General features: G+C 56.5%; 14 protein-coding genes. 2 read left to right on the top strand and 12 right to left on the bottom strand.

Features of this window, described 5'->3' with window-relative positions:
* Positions 1 to 8: 8 nt before the first annotated feature.
* From ACY1JZ_RS13040 to ACY1JZ_RS12995, 10 genes are all read right to left on the bottom strand, one after another.
* Complete coding sequence (locus ACY1JZ_RS13040) at positions 9 to 1304, bottom strand: cellulase-like family protein (protein WP_462629533.1); 1296 nt, start codon at positions 1302 to 1304, stop codon at positions 9 to 11.
* A gap of 181 nt (positions 1305 to 1485) precedes the next feature.
* Complete coding sequence (gene tsaD, locus ACY1JZ_RS13035) at positions 1486 to 2562, bottom strand: tRNA (adenosine(37)-N6)-threonylcarbamoyltransferase complex transferase subunit TsaD (protein ID WP_462629686.1); 1077 nt, start codon at positions 2560 to 2562, stop codon at positions 1486 to 1488.
* 4 nt (positions 2563 to 2566) lie between these two features.
* Entirely contained in the window at positions 2567 to 3055 is a 489-nt protein-coding gene (gene rimI, locus ACY1JZ_RS13030) for a ribosomal protein S18-alanine N-acetyltransferase (protein WP_462629685.1), read from the bottom strand.
* 103 nt (positions 3056 to 3158) lie between these two features.
* Entirely contained in the window at positions 3159 to 4133 is a 975-nt protein-coding gene (tsaB, locus tag ACY1JZ_RS13025) for a tRNA (adenosine(37)-N6)-threonylcarbamoyltransferase complex dimerization subunit type 1 TsaB (RefSeq protein ID WP_462629532.1), read from the bottom strand.
* On the bottom strand, positions 4130 to 4630 hold the full coding sequence (gene tsaE, locus ACY1JZ_RS13020; protein WP_462629531.1) for a tRNA (adenosine(37)-N6)-threonylcarbamoyltransferase complex ATPase subunit type 1 TsaE: 501 nt from the start codon (positions 4628 to 4630) through the stop codon (positions 4130 to 4132). Before tsaE ends, tsaB begins: the two co-directional genes overlap by 4 nt.
* 1 nt (position 4631) lies before the next feature.
* Complete coding sequence (gene thiL, locus ACY1JZ_RS13015) at positions 4632 to 5720, bottom strand: thiamine-phosphate kinase (protein ID WP_462629530.1); 1089 nt, start codon at positions 5718 to 5720, stop codon at positions 4632 to 4634.
* A gap of 111 nt (positions 5721 to 5831) precedes the next feature.
* Positions 5832 to 6701 (bottom strand): YitT family protein, encoded by an 870-nt coding sequence (locus tag ACY1JZ_RS13010; RefSeq protein ID WP_462629529.1) that lies wholly within the window; start codon positions 6699 to 6701, stop codon positions 5832 to 5834.
* Between the two features lie 131 nt (positions 6702 to 6832).
* A complete protein-coding gene (locus ACY1JZ_RS13005) occupies positions 6833 to 7666 on the bottom strand; it encodes a polysaccharide deacetylase family protein (protein ID WP_270165948.1) in 834 nt (277 codons plus the stop codon).
* Between the two features lie 24 nt (positions 7667 to 7690).
* Complete coding sequence (locus ACY1JZ_RS13000) at positions 7691 to 7813, bottom strand: hypothetical protein (RefSeq protein ID WP_462629528.1); 123 nt, start codon at positions 7811 to 7813, stop codon at positions 7691 to 7693.
* Between the two features lies 1 nt (position 7814).
* A complete protein-coding gene (locus ACY1JZ_RS12995; RefSeq protein WP_270172812.1) occupies positions 7815 to 8045 on the bottom strand; it encodes a hypothetical protein in 231 nt (76 codons plus the stop codon).
* A 135-nt stretch (positions 8046 to 8180) separates the two neighbouring features.
* On the opposite strand from ACY1JZ_RS12995, the gene ku reads away from it, so the two are divergent.
* Complete coding sequence (gene ku, locus ACY1JZ_RS12990; protein ID WP_462629527.1) at positions 8181 to 9110, top strand: non-homologous end joining protein Ku; 930 nt, start codon at positions 8181 to 8183, stop codon at positions 9108 to 9110.
* 184 nt (positions 9111 to 9294) lie between these two features.
* Here the strand turns inward: ku and ACY1JZ_RS12985 are convergent, their stop codons facing one another.
* Complete coding sequence (locus ACY1JZ_RS12985; protein WP_462629526.1) at positions 9295 to 10245, bottom strand: ATP-dependent DNA ligase; 951 nt, start codon at positions 10243 to 10245, stop codon at positions 9295 to 9297.
* 43 nt (positions 10246 to 10288) lie between these two features.
* On the opposite strand from ACY1JZ_RS12985, the gene ligD reads away from it, so the two are divergent.
* Complete coding sequence (gene ligD, locus ACY1JZ_RS12980; protein ID WP_462629525.1) at positions 10289 to 11203, top strand: non-homologous end-joining DNA ligase; 915 nt, start codon at positions 10289 to 10291, stop codon at positions 11201 to 11203.
* Here the strand turns inward: ligD and cls are convergent.
* Positions 11195 to 12622 (bottom strand): cardiolipin synthase, encoded by a 1428-nt coding sequence (gene cls, locus ACY1JZ_RS12975; RefSeq protein ID WP_462629524.1) that lies wholly within the window; start codon positions 12620 to 12622, stop codon positions 11195 to 11197. The two genes, ligD and cls, sit on opposite strands and share 9 nt — an antisense overlap.
* Positions 12623 to 12650: the final 28 nt, after the last annotated feature.

Raw genomic sequence — 12650 nt, 5'->3', positions numbered from 1 at the left:
GGTCGAACCTAAGACTCCAGAATGAACCGGTTCCACTTCTGCTGCCAGGCTATATCCCCCCAGAACGGATGATGCGGCGCACAATTCGAGCATAGCGTCATTCCCCAGAAATCAAGTGCCATCCCCTTGCGTATGGCGTACTCGGCGATGAACTTGCCCACCGGCCCCTCCTCGAATCCTGCCATTAGCGGCGTATAGCCGACATAGCCCTCACCGATGACGACCGGGATGCCAGAGCGTCGAACCCAATCCTTGGCCTGCTCGAATTCCGTATCCGCTTTGTACAGCATCGCCAGACGATGCTCGCCATAGTGATCATACAGGTACAAATCCCACTTGTCCGGGTCAGCCCAGTCATGCAGATAGATCAGCTTCATGCCCACCGGATTGCCTTCCATTCTCCACTCCTGCCCCGGCGGCAGTGTCCATTCCGAGAATGGCGGCGCATCGTCGCGCAGCAGCGAGCGGACGAATGCATTCGGGAACGGATGGCTATCATCTCCCAAACCAGCCTCATTCATCAGTTGGTTGAGCACGCCTTTAATATACAGATGAAAATGAGCAACCTGAAGGTTGCGCGCCACATACTCCTTAGGGTAAGGGTCGTTGAGCGTGTAGCTGGCTGTCATGAGCACATCGGGGTGCTGCTCCCGCAAATACGAGATCGCCTCCTCAATATAAGGCTGCATCGACTCCACCAGCTCAGGTGTATTGTTCGCGGCTATGCCCTGGGCTGTGCCTACGGCTGTCAGTTGACCGAACTCCACCTCGTTATGCAGCTCCGCATAGACAATCTGGTCGCCGAAGCCAGCCTCCTTGACATAACGGATCAGTTGGTCGAGCGAACGCGCTATCGTCATGAACCGCTCCTCCGGCGCAATCGCGGCCAGCAGATCGCGCAGCTCGGGATGAGCCAGAAAGCTCGGGCTTTGCTGATACTCCCATGAAGACAGCATAATATATACACCGTGCGCCTTCGCCTGCCGGAATAACTCCAGCAGATGAGCATGCCCGTCCAGCTTCGCCCCGCCGCGGCAATTATACCAGCGCGTGCGTTGTCCGACCCGGCCCAGATTGCCAAAATACAGCGGCCCTGGACGCGGCCCGTCGGCCGTGAACAGCATGAAGGGCATCGCGCATATACGAATCGTATTATATCCCCGCTCTACTGCCTCGGCGAACCGGGCCGCCAGATCATGGTACGGCTCTCCGGGCAGGGTCATCGTGTACCAGGAGAAATCCCACATTGTAATCGTCAGCTTGCGGGGCAATCCCGCTATCGTGATCGGACTCGCTTGGCTCATGTCATATCCTCTCCTTCTGCTTCTAAGCTTACCTAAGATCAAGGAGTGAAGGCAATGAACGATTCACTGTTGATGATGGACGATATTATGATCCTCCTGAATTGCTCCTCCGTTAATCATGGCATAACCAAATAGCCCTTTCCAGACGACTGCCCGGAAAAGGCCACATGCTCTTGCATCGTTAACTCACAGAAGCCGACGTATGGGCGCTGAGCGACCAGGCTTCCAGCGACAGTCCCGGATCAGCCTTCAGATCGAGCTCGGAGTGTTGACCGCTTGCCCATTTGAGATGGGCGGCAGCAGCTATCATCGCTGCATTATCTGTGCATAGCCCAAGTGGCGGAATAAGCAGCGGCACCTGCTCCTTGTCGCAGCGTTGCTGAAGCGCCGCGCGCAGCCCTCCATTAGCCGCAACGCCGCCGCATAGCAGGAGCTGCTGCGCGCCATAGGCATGGACGGCACGCATCGCCTTCTCGACGAGCACCTCGATGACCGATTCCTGAAAGCCACGAGCCAGCATCGCCGGATCTAATGGCTGTCCCTTCATCTTCGCCTGATTAATCGCTGCCAGCACTGCCGACTTCAGCCCGCTGAAGCTGAAATCATACGACTCCGGCTCCAGCCACGCACGGGGCAACGGCAGAGACGCTGCTGCGCTCTGCGCCAGCTTATCGACATGCGGGCCTCCAGGGTAAGGAAATTGCAGCGACCGGGCTACCTTATCATAGGCTTCTCCGACAGCATCATCACGGGTACGGCCGATGATCTTGAATTCCCCTTCCCGTTCCATCACAACCAGCTCCGTGTGCCCGCCGGAGACGACGAGCGCAACCGAGGGATAGACCATCGTGTGCACCAGCTTATTGGCGTAGATATGTCCGGCGATGTGATGGGTGCCGATCAACGGCACGCCCAGCGCCATCGCCAGCCCTTTGGCGGCCACGATGCCGACTAATAGCGCACCAACCAGACCCGGCCCTTGCGTAACGGCGACCGCGTCGATCTGCTGCAGCGTAATACCGGCCTTGCGGACGGCCTCTTCCATGATCAGTGTAATCGACTCCACATGCTTGCGCGAGGCGATCTCAGGCACCACGCCTCCGAATTGCTTATGGGTCTCAATCTGGCTGGAGATAACATTCGACAACACCTCCACACCGCCGCGTACAACAGCCGCCGATGTCTCATCACAACTCGTCTCTATCGCTAATATCAGCTCATCCTGCTTCATCTTCCCCGTGCTCCTTGCTTCATCCATTCTGCTAGGCTCCGTCATCTTGTCCACCCGCCTTCACATGGTCCAGCTCCGCCCACATGATGAGCGCATCCTCGCCATTATCCGAATAATAGCCCGGTCTTGTGCCAGAAGGCTCGAAGCCCAGCTTCTTGTACAGATGAATCGCGCGGTCATTCGTGACGCGCACCTCCAGTGTCATCCTTCCCGCTCCGAAGAACACTGCCGTCCGCTGCAGCTCGCTCAGCAGCCTCTCGCCAAGTCCTTGCCCCTGATACGCCTCGCGCACCGCAATATTCGTCACATGAGCCTCATCCATAATCGTCCACATCCCGCCGTAGCCAATCACTTCCCGTCTCCATTCCATCACCATATAACGGGCAAAGTGATTGTTCGTCAGTTCGTTAATGAACGCTTCCGCTGTCCACGGACTCGTGAACACCTCTCGCTCAATCTCGCAGATGGCCGGCACATCGCTAAGCGTCATCGCGCGAAATACCAGTTGCTGCTGCGGCACCCGCTCTAATCCTTCAGCTCCCTCACGAAGCCTTCGGCCTTCATTAGATGGACGTCCCTCCGCAGCGGCGAGACGTCTGCGCTCCAGCTCATCCGGGTTCGTATCAGCCACGCGGCGGCACCTCCTGACCTCTGGCAGCCGCCAGCTTCGCTTCGGCCTCTGCCATCTGCGTATAGTTCGGCACCAGCGCATGAGGCGCGCTCACCTCGCCACGCAACAGCAGATTGCGGCCCAGACGGGCAATCTGCGCCCCTTCCATTGCGTAATGGATCGTGTGCAGCGACGTGCCCGTCCCTTCCAGCAAGTGCCCGAGCTGCCCGAGCTGTGCGCTATGCAGCTCCAGTTGTTCGCCGGCGACCACGATCGCCTCTGGACGAGTCGCCTCGTCTGCCGCACGCACCTGCTGCGCAAGCTCCTCCACCCCAGTCGCTGTCAAGCGGATGCTGTCGTCAGCCAGCCGCTCCCAGTGCCCGCCAGATGCGCTGAAGGCCGCCGTATAAGCTTGACCGCGGCGCGCATCGATCATCGGCACGAACCAGCGGCTGCCCTTCGGCTGCTCCTGGGGCTCCTGACTGAGCGCATGGTCAGCCGTATCTCCCTCATCAGACCGATGCTCCCCAGCCGCTGTCAGGCTCAGACGCCAGGCACCGTATGCGATCCCCTCCAGCGAGGAGACGCCCACCAGCGGCTTGCCCCACGCCCAGGCGAGCGTCTTGCCGATCGTCACGGCGATTCTTGTGCCGGTATAGGAGCCGGGGCCACGGCCTACAGCGATCGCGGCCAGCTCGTCCGGCGTCTTGTTCGCCTGCCTGAGCAGCTCCTGCAGCGCAGGCACGCTGTAGACCGAGTGGTTGCGTTCGGACATGGAATTCAACTCGCCGAGCACGCGATCCCCTTCGAGCAGTGCAGCCGCCATCACAGCCGTCGATGTGTCAATGGCCAGTACAAGCGGGGTGCCCTCACTGTCGCCACCTGCCAGGCTATTACTAACTATGCTACTACTCACTACCCCGCCACCTGCCGTGGCTTCGGCACGCCATGAAGCGGCTGCGGATGTCTCCTGTTGATCTTCCTTCATGAACAGCCCTCTCTTCCTCTCTCCTGCTCCAACTGACTGCACCAGCCTGCATACGGCTCCCCGCGGCCCGTCAGCACATAACGGCGAGCCTCTCCCCCAAGGTGCTCTATATACAGCTCCAGCCGCTGCTGTGGCAGTAGCGGCTCAATAATCGAGGCCCACTCCACAATCGTGGCGCCTTCTCCATAAAAATAATCATCCAGCCCCAGCTCGTCCGCCTCCTCCAGCGATAGCCGATAGACATCCATATGGTAGAGGGGCAACTGGCTGCTTGTATACTCCTTAATAATCGTAAATGTCGGGCTATTCACCACATCCCGCACACCGATGGCAGCGGCGAACGCCTGGGAGAAACGGGTTTTGCCCGCACCCAGATCGCCATCCAGCGCCAGCACCGTGCCTGCTCCGGCTCTGCGGGCAAGCCATTGCGCCAGCTTGACGGTGTCCTGCTCAGCCGCGATCTCCAGGCTGATTCGTGCTTCTGCTTGATTCGTCATCCTATTCACCATGGCTTTCAAAATGATTATATCCTCGCTTATATAGCGCCATCCGCTCTCGTTCACTGCGCTCCAGCCATACGCCCGGAACCCCGGCCTCTGTATAACCGATCGGGTACAATGGAATTCCGTGCCGATTCAGCTCTTCCTTCATCTCACCCACAGCCTGCTTCGGCATCGTCCCCACGAGCACATAATCCTCACCGCCATACAGGATCCAGTCCAGCGGATTTTTACCTGTCCGCTCGCCGTAGCGGCTCATGCTGGCGCTGCGCGGCAGCAACTGCTCGTTCAGTACAAGCGACAGGCCAGATGCCTCGGCAATCTCCCAGGCCTCGCTAGCCAGACCATCGCTGACATCATTCAGCGCATGACAGCGGCCCTGCCGAAGGAGCAGGCGTCCCGCCTCCACCGAAGGCCGGGGCCTGCGATGGGCGCGCACCAGCGCCTCCGTCCCATGCTCCGCCGCCAGCTCCAGCGCTCTGGCTGCCAGCTCAGGCTCAGACAGACTCCGTTGCTGCTTGGACAGCGTTAGCAGATAATCAAGTCCGGCAGCGGATAAACCCAGTGGCCCAGTGACGAATACCGCATCCCCGACCTGTGCGCCTGACCGGTACAGACTGCGCCCGCGCTCGACCACCCCGGTCAACGTTACAGACAGCACGAGCTGGGATGGCGACCCGGTTGTATCCCCGCCGACGACCGTGATGCCGTATTGCTGGGCACAGGCGTACAGCCCATCATATACGCGCCGCATGCGCTCGCTTCCGAAGGAACGGGGTACGCTAGCAGCGATGACCGCATGGCGGGGAATGCCTCCCATGGCTGCAATATCGCTAACATTGGAGGCCAGCGCCTTGTAGCCGATGTCCTCATCTTGCATCGTCAGCGAATTGAAATGGATCGTCTCCACCATCGTATCGACCGTCATCAGCATATCCCATGCTGGGGAACCTGACTTCTCATCCCCTCCGTGCAGCTCCACCACAGCCGCATCGTCTCCGATTCCGAAGATGACGCCCTTCTCCAGCTGCCAGGACGCGCTCTGCCGATTATCCGTCCAACTGCGAATACTTGCGAACTCATCCAAGCCGCATCCTCCTCAATGAACTGTTCAACAAATGTACCTCACATTATATCCATAACCGGTCAGATGCTGCAACAGGCTGTCCGCCTCTCATCTACACGCCACGCTTCCTCCCTAATGAATATCCTTCTTCTTGAATCGCCCGCCCTTGACATCATGGATGTTGCCCACTGCCAGAAAGGCCTGCGGGTCCAGCTCATGCACGATCAACTTGAGCTTGGCCTCCTCCAGCCGGTTGATGACACAGAAAATGACGCGCTTGCTGTAGCCCGTGAAGGCGCCCTCGCCGTTCAGATACGTTACGCCACGCCCTAGCCTGTCCATAATCGCCTCGCCGATCTCCGTCGACTCCTCGCTAATAATCCAGACAGCCTTCGATTCATCGAAGCCCTCAATCGTCACATCGATCAGCTTGAAGGCAATGTAGTAGGCAATTAGCGAATACATCGCCCGATCCCATGTGAAGACGAAGCCGGCTGTAATCATAATGAAGACATTGAAGAACATGACGATTTCGCCAACGGAGAACGGCGTCTTTTTGTTCACCAGGATCGCCACAATCTCCGTCCCGTCGAGCGAGCCTCCGAACCGGATGACCAGCCCAACGCCTACGCCCAGCAGCACTCCTCCGAATACCGTGACCAGGAACAGGTTATTGGTCAGCGGCGGCACCGAATGCAGCAGCACGGTATCCAGCGACATGACGGATACACCGTATAAGGTGGATAGTGCGAACGTTTTACCGATCTGCTTATATCCGAGAAATAAGAAAGGCAGATTCAGCAAAAAGAGAAAAAGTCCTAGCGGCACATCCGTCAAATAGGAAGCGATAATCGAAATACCGACTATGCCTCCATCGATGATGTTGTTCGGAACAAGGAAAATTTCCAATGCAACCGCCATAAGTGTCGCACCGAGAGTAATAAATATGATCCGAAACATCAGGTCAAGCTTGCTTAATTTCACATGCTGGTGTGCTGGCATATACACGGCTCCCCTATTTTTGTCTCCTTATCATTTTATAGTAATCAAGTCTATTGATAAAGAATTTCCTTTCCCACGTCAAAAACCCCAAAGCTAGAGGTGCAGCTCTGGGGCAATCGCTTCGGTATGGATTAATCATTCTGCCTGAGCGGGATCATCTCTGCCACGGTGGCAAAGGAGAGTCCCTTCTCACGTACCGCAGCGATAATATGGGGCAGCGCCTCTACTGTCCCCAGCAGATTCTCCCCCTTGCCGCCGCCGGAGTGCTGCAAAATGATGGAGCCGGCCTTCGTAAATGGCAGTACATTCGCGCACACCTCATCGACGTTTAGCCCCTTCCAATCAACGGAATCGACATTCCAGTTGACGACCTTGCGATGATGGCTGGCTAGCCATTTCAGTTGCTCCTCGCTAATATTGCCATAAGGTGGACGGATGTAGCTGGGGGTATAGCCTGTGTATTCCTTAATTACCCGATCTGTCTTCGTAATCTGCTCGCGAAACGCTGCATCTGTAAGCTTGGGCAGATTGGCATGGTCATAGGAGTGATTGCCAATCACATGTCCCTCGGCGACAATCCGCTGCATGATCTCGGGATGCTTCTTGGCTCGGGAGCCCACGACAAAGAAGGTGGCGCGAATGCCTTCTTTTTTTAGCACATCAAGGATCATCGGGGTAAAATGGTTATCCGGCGCATCATCGAAGGTGAGCGCTACTGTACCGTCAGACGGATGACCCTTCATGATCAGTGTGCTAGGATATTTAGCCTGTAGATCCGCCAGCGAGAGCGGCTTGATGGTACGGTTCGACGCCTGATAGCTCCCTGCAAGACGGTAGCTGCCCTTGCGTGGCCTACCGTCCTTATCGCGGCCAACCGACGGATCGGAGCCCCCGCAGGCGAATGTGACCGCAAGCAACGCTAAGGCCAGCAGCAGCTTGGTTGTCAGGCTCCATAGTGTCTTCACCGATAGCCCTCCTTTTTCTCAACCTCATGCTTCGTAGTGTCCCCGATACGAGCGCAAAACATGCAGCGTCAGGATGCTCCGGCACAGCATCGCTTCGTTAGCGGGGCAGCAGAGCCAGGCGCCACTGGCTGCTGTTGCCGCTATCACGTTATTCCATCTCCTGCTCCAGTCCTTGCTCTGTCAACGAGCGCTCTTCTTCATCCATCGTATCGGTCGTCGAAGCATCAATCCATCCATTATGGACGGTAATCTGCCCGCCTCCGAGTCCTTCATTTACCATGCGATCAATATCCATAAAGTAGTCTTCGCGCCCTTCATGCATCCGGTCCGGCTGGCCTTGCTGTGGCTGCGATTGTGGCGAAGTGCCTGCTTCTGACATACGGCGTTCCTCCTTGGCATTGTGTGATAGTACAGGGGGTACTCCTGTGCCCAAAATATAACCCATCTGACTCAGTTTCATACGGATTGGACACAATAAAGATATAGCTAAACCACATTCAAGGGAGGGATAGGCATGCATACGGTATGGAAGGGCGCGATCAGCTTCGGACTTGTCCATGTGCCCGTGAAGATGTTCTCCGCAACAGAGGACAAGGACATCTCGATGAAAATGATTCATAAAGCCTGTGGCGGGCCCATCAGCTATGTCCGTCAATGTAAAAACTGCGAAGTCGATGTCGAATGGGCGGATATTGCCAAGGGATATGAATATGAGAAGGGGCGGTATGTCTTGTTTGACAAGGAGGAGCTCGACGCGCTAACCTCTGAGGCGAGCAAGACCATTCAAATATTGGATTTCGTCGACTTGCAGGAGATCGATCCGATATATTTTCAAAAAACCTATTACTTATCCCCCGATCAGGCTGGCGGCAATGCGTACAATCTGCTGATGGAGGCGATGCGTTCGACAGGCAAGATTGGCATCTCCAGCATCTCTATCCGTTCCAAAAGCAGCCTGGCTGCCATACGTGTGCTGGATAACTGCTTGGCGATTGAAACTGTATTTTACCCGGACGAGATTCGTCCTGTGTCACAGGTGCCTGGGCTGCCGGAATCGGCCAACATTAATGATAAGGAGCTGATGATGGCCAAGATGCTCATCGAGCAGCTCTCCACCCCTTTCGATCCTGGCAAATACACTGACGATTACCGTAACCGACTGATGGATGCCATCGGCAAAAAGATCGCCGGCGAGGAGGTTCATATTGCTCCGGAGCAGCAGCGCACGAATGTCGTCGATCTCATGGCAGCGTTACAGGCCAGCCTGGCTGCGATGCAGACCGATGCCGCTCCAACCGCACCGCAAGCGGAACAGCCGGTAGGCAAGAAGGTAACCGTGCGCAAACGGACGACGAAGACAACTGCGGCTCAGCCAGACGTACAGGACAGCGGGGCTGCGCCCAAGAAGCCATCCGCCAAGAGCCGCAAGGAGACGGTGCGTTAGCAAGGCCAGCTTGCATAAGGGGGTGCTCCTTGGCCTGTTCAACCCCTGCGGCGTGGCTGCTTCCTGACCAGACGTTCCCCCCTTATCCTGTACGCCTGCGTAAAGCGTCTGTCTGGCAGCTTCATATGGCAGAAGGTGTGGCAGAAGGCATGGCTGCATGGAGGCCCATTCTGTCGTGGTCTGGCTAGCCGTTAATCTGATCCCACCCGCACATGCCTGGGCGTGCTTCCAGCAACGCATGCAGCACAGGCTGGCGCAGCGTCCGGTGATGCGTCCATTCAAGGTAATGAACGCGCGCTGCCAGCCACGGCCGCAGCCAGTTCGCTCCCTTGCTCCGTTCCGGGAGATTGGCGAAGGGGGACTTCGAGATGGTGAGCTGTCCCGCCATCGCTGTCAATACCGCCCATTCCTCCTGTGTAAGTCTGGCTGCACCGACATGTCCGATATACCATAGCCTGCCCTGCTCATCATATAATCCGAGCATCAGCGCATTCACTTGCTTGTCGCGATAGGTGACGCCGCCCACTACCGCAGTCACATCCTGGATGTTCTTATGCTTCTGCCAGCGCTCATCCTTCCCCCCTGGCTCATAGGTGCTATGGACATCCTTGATGACAATCCCCTCCAGCTTATGCTGGCGGGCAAGCTCGAACAGAGCCTGAGTATTGGGCGTACTGGTCACTAACTGCACCGTCTTGCCTGGCAGAAGGATGCGTTCCAGCAGTTGCTGTCTCTCCAGCAATGGTTGTTCAACTACTGAGCGACCATTGCAATACAACACATCGAAGACCATGTAATAGACGGGTACCTCTTCCATTAGCACTGTAATATGCGCTCCCTTGCCTGTACGGTCGCGGCGCATGATCTGATGGAACGAAGGCTTGCCATCCTCCAGTGCGATCAGCTCGCCGTCGAGAATGACCGAGTCCGCGCTGCAGAACGACGTAATCGCCTGCAGTTCAGGATACTGGGCGGTGCGGTCATTGAGCCTGCGATTGATTAGCCTGACCGTAGTGCCGTTATAGTATAGCAGCATACGTACACCGTCCCATTTCAACTGGGCAATCCATTGCTTATCCTGGGGAATGCTTGCTAAGCGGATCGGCTCGAATGGAATGACAGGTTCCAGCTCCATGAGTGTTCCTCCACCTCATAATATTTATCAAGGAGTGATTGCTATGCCCGCAGCGGTTCAAGGCTCCATCATGATCCAAGGCCAGGAGCTTGCCATTACGAATCCAGACAAATTGCTATGGCCTGAGATGGGCATTACGAAGCTTGTCTATCTGCAGCGGCTAACCGAATTGGCTCCCTATCTCATCAAGCATTGCAAGGGACGTTATCTGACGACCATCCGTTACCCGAACGGCATTCATGGCAAATCTTTCTATCAGAAAAACTGCCCGCAGCCGCGCCCTGATTTTGTTACCCTCGCTCCATTGGAAACAATAGATTACATCGAGCTGAACTCGCTGCCTACCTTGCTCTGGCTGGGCAATCTGGCTTGCCTGGAGTTTCACGCCTCCTTCGACCGGATCGGCGAGCCCGTACATCCAACCGAATGGATGATTGATCTTGATCCCTCGCTGGAGGATGAGCCGCGCATTATGGAAGCGGCCTCCATCGTTGGGGAGCTGCTGCGCTCGCTTGGAATTCAGTCCGTTCCGAAAACCTCGGGAGCTACCGGAGTACAGATCATCGTGCCGCTTCAGCCTGATCTGACCTTTGATGAGCTGCGGGTCATCGGCCAGTTCGTAGGGGAATTCGTCTCCCGTGCCCATCCTCACCTGTTCACCATCGAGCGCATGAAGAAGGATCGCGGCACCTGCATTTATTTCGACTACCTCCAGCATTACCGCGGCAAAACCTTGTCCGCTCCCTATACGCCGCGAGCCCGCAAAGCCTCCAGTGTCTCTACGCCACTCCTATGGGAGGAGGTTGCGCGCGACGTCAAGCCTGCAGATTATCATCTGCTCAACATCGCCTCGCGCCTGCAGAAGATGGGCGATCTGATCGATACCGTTCCACCGCAGAGGCTGCGGCCAATCCTGCAATTCATCCGCAGCGGGAAGCAAGCCGCTCCGCTACAGTAGCGGAGATAGCATCCGCGACACAGCCTCCCCTATCTTCTGCGAACGGGGCCTTCGCTTGAAGCTGGACAGTTGAAGCTCCGTGCTATCTTGAATGTCCCGCGCGAAGTCCTGCTCCATCCTGCGAATCACTGCTTGGTTGAACAGCAGCGCCGTCAGCTCGAAATTACTGAAGAAGCTGCGCATATCCATATTGGCGGTGCCGACGGAAGCGAGCAGTTGGTCGACAATGAGCGTCTTGCAATGTATGAAGCCCTTCTGATAACGGAAGATGCGTACCCCGGCATCCAGCAGCTCCTCCACATAAGAGAGCGAGGCGCGCATGACCAACCTGGAGTCACAGGTTTGGGGTATGATTAGCCGAACATCAACCCCGCTTACCGCAGCCGTCTTCAACCCCATCATCAGACTGGCATCCGGTATAAAGTATGGTGTCGTTATATAGATGCGGGATTTGGCTACAGCGATGGCGTTGAAGAATACCTCCAGCAACGCATCCGAGCTACTGTCTGGCCCGCTCGTCAAAATCTGTACCTGATCCAGCCCCTCGCATGTATGCTGCGGGAACAGCCCCGGAACATTCAGTCTCTCCTTAGCGGCAAACCACCAATCACGCGAGAAGACATCCTGCAGTGAATAGACAGCATCTCCATATAGCCGAAGATGCGTATCACGCCAGTAGCCTAGCTTCGGATCACCCCCAATGTATTCGTTGCCGATATTGATGCCCCCAAGGAAACCGACCTTCCCATCGATCACGGCGATTTTGCGGTGATTGCGGTAATTCATTCGTTTCTCGAAAAATGCGATTCGCGGCGGCAGGAAGCAGACCGCCCTCACTCCGGCAGCCTCCAGCGCGGCAAAATACGCGCCACTCGTCTCGTAGCTGCCCACTCCGTCATAGATCAGGCGAATCTGCACGCCCTCAGCCGCCTTGGTCAGCAAGGCGCTCCGAAAGCGCTGACCCGTCTCATCATCACGAATCGTGTAATATTCCAGATGTATATGATGCTGTGCAGCAGCAATCGCCTCCAGCAGCCGTTCATACGTCTCCTCTCCGTCCTGCAGCACCTCAATCTCATTACAGCATGTTATCGGAGACAGACTAAAGCTCTGGAGCAGATGAAACAGCCGCTCCTGATGAATGTACGTCTCCTCTCCCAGCTCCTGAATTCGATGCACCAGCTTCGAACGCCGCAACGCTTCCCGTCTTAGCTCGGAAGGAATGATCCCTTGGCGGCGCACGGTACGCCTTCGCTGAAATTCCTGAGCCATGAAGTAATACATGACGAAGCCGATAAGCGGAAAGACAAACAAAATCAACTGCCAGGCCACTGCTTTGGACGGACGGCGGTACTCGCCAACCAATATGGCCAGCACCTGCAAAATGAAGATGAGCAGTGCAACAATCACCCATAGCATGGCTGTTCTCCTTTCTGGGGCTCCTATC

The organism is Paenibacillus sp. J5, from assembly GCF_054955055.1.
Note: the sequence above shows the minus strand (reverse complement) of the source record. Positions and strands in the feature narration are given on the sequence as shown.

What these genes read in the sequence shown, in the direction of transcription:
- ACY1JZ_RS13010 (WP_462629529.1), bottom strand. Translation starts at nt 6,701, where the DNA reads ATGCCAGCACACCAGCATGTGAAATTAAGCAAGCTTGACCTGATGTTT.
- ku (WP_462629527.1), top strand. Translation starts at nt 8,181, where the DNA reads ATGCATACGGTATGGAAGGGCGCGATCAGCTTCGGACTTGTCCATGTG.
- ACY1JZ_RS12985 (WP_462629526.1), bottom strand. Translation starts at nt 10,245, where the DNA reads ATGGAGCTGGAACCTGTCATTCCATTCGAGCCGATCCGCTTAGCAAGC.
- ligD (WP_462629525.1), top strand. Translation starts at nt 10,289, where the DNA reads ATGCCCGCAGCGGTTCAAGGCTCCATCATGATCCAAGGCCAGGAGCTT.
- ACY1JZ_RS12995 (WP_270172812.1), bottom strand. Translation starts at nt 8,045, where the DNA reads ATGTCAGAAGCAGGCACTTCGCCACAATCGCAGCCACAGCAAGGCCAG.
- tsaD (WP_462629686.1), bottom strand. Translation starts at nt 2,562, where the DNA reads ATGGATGAAGCAAGGAGCACGGGGAAGATGAAGCAGGATGAGCTGATA.
- cls (WP_462629524.1), bottom strand. Translation starts at nt 12,622, where the DNA reads ATGCTATGGGTGATTGTTGCACTGCTCATCTTCATTTTGCAGGTGCTG.
- tsaE (WP_462629531.1), bottom strand. Translation starts at nt 4,630, where the DNA reads ATGACGAATCAAGCAGAAGCACGAATCAGCCTGGAGATCGCGGCTGAG.
- tsaB (WP_462629532.1), bottom strand. Translation starts at nt 4,133, where the DNA reads ATGAAGGAAGATCAACAGGAGACATCCGCAGCCGCTTCATGGCGTGCC.
- ACY1JZ_RS13040 (WP_462629533.1), bottom strand. Translation starts at nt 1,304, where the DNA reads ATGAGCCAAGCGAGTCCGATCACGATAGCGGGATTGCCCCGCAAGCTG.